Origin of the sequence: Lapidilactobacillus luobeiensis (genome assembly GCF_024345205.1) — a bacterium.
Classification (GTDB): domain Bacteria; phylum Bacillota; class Bacilli; order Lactobacillales; family Lactobacillaceae; genus Lapidilactobacillus; species Lapidilactobacillus luobeiensis.
This window is the reverse complement of the sequence record NZ_BROC01000061.1, coordinates 1-657: the sequence shown is the minus strand read 5'-3', so window position 1 is coordinate 657 and position 657 is coordinate 1. Positions and strand designations below refer to the sequence as shown.

Here is a 657-nt window from a genome sequence, read left to right as displayed (position 1 = left end):
TGGGGGTGGTGGAACGCTGCGGGCACGATTTTGAGCTTTTCGGAAGTGCACCGAAAATCTCAAAACTCGGCCTTATTGTAAGCGATAAATCGCCAACAATAATATCGCGGCTGACTCACCCCCAGCCCGACCTTCCGCCAGACGAACAAGCAAACCACCAACGCCACGCTTCGCTCCAGTTGTTCAATGTTATAACAGCCGTTTGAGCACTCACGCCATCTAGCCAGCTATGACCAATTGATGGGGAGCCTCGCAGTTGACGACCGTGGTTAGTAACCACAAGTTTTAAAATGATGACACCGGTACAGTCGGCTTGATGAACTGAGTCAAGATCCCGATGAATCGGCTGAATTGATCGGTTCCCACCCAAGGATTTTTAAGCAAACGAGTGCAGATCTTAAGCCTATGCAAAATGTCCCGACCCTCTGATCCAAATCAGTTGGTATTGCTGTACCACTCGAAATGGGCGTTGGTTTGATCGCTAGCTTGCAAAAGCACTACGTCAAATCCTTCGCCTCGATTACAGATAGGATCAATTCTGCCTAGCAACTGCCTCAGGACGTGTGGCTCAGCGGTGAGATTATTCTTAGCGATTTATCGCTTAGAATAAGGCTCGATTTGAAGCCAATTCCCGCTTTTGGAATTGGCTTCAAACGA

At 48.6% G+C, this 657-nt stretch carries 1 protein-coding gene; it reads left to right on the top strand.

The annotated features are described in order from the left end of the window. Window positions 1–206, top strand: a 206-nt coding sequence (locus tag OCU21_RS11250) for a hypothetical protein (RefSeq protein WP_261807488.1), incomplete at its 5' end; no start/stop codon positions are given. Window positions 207–657: the final 451 nt, after the last annotated feature.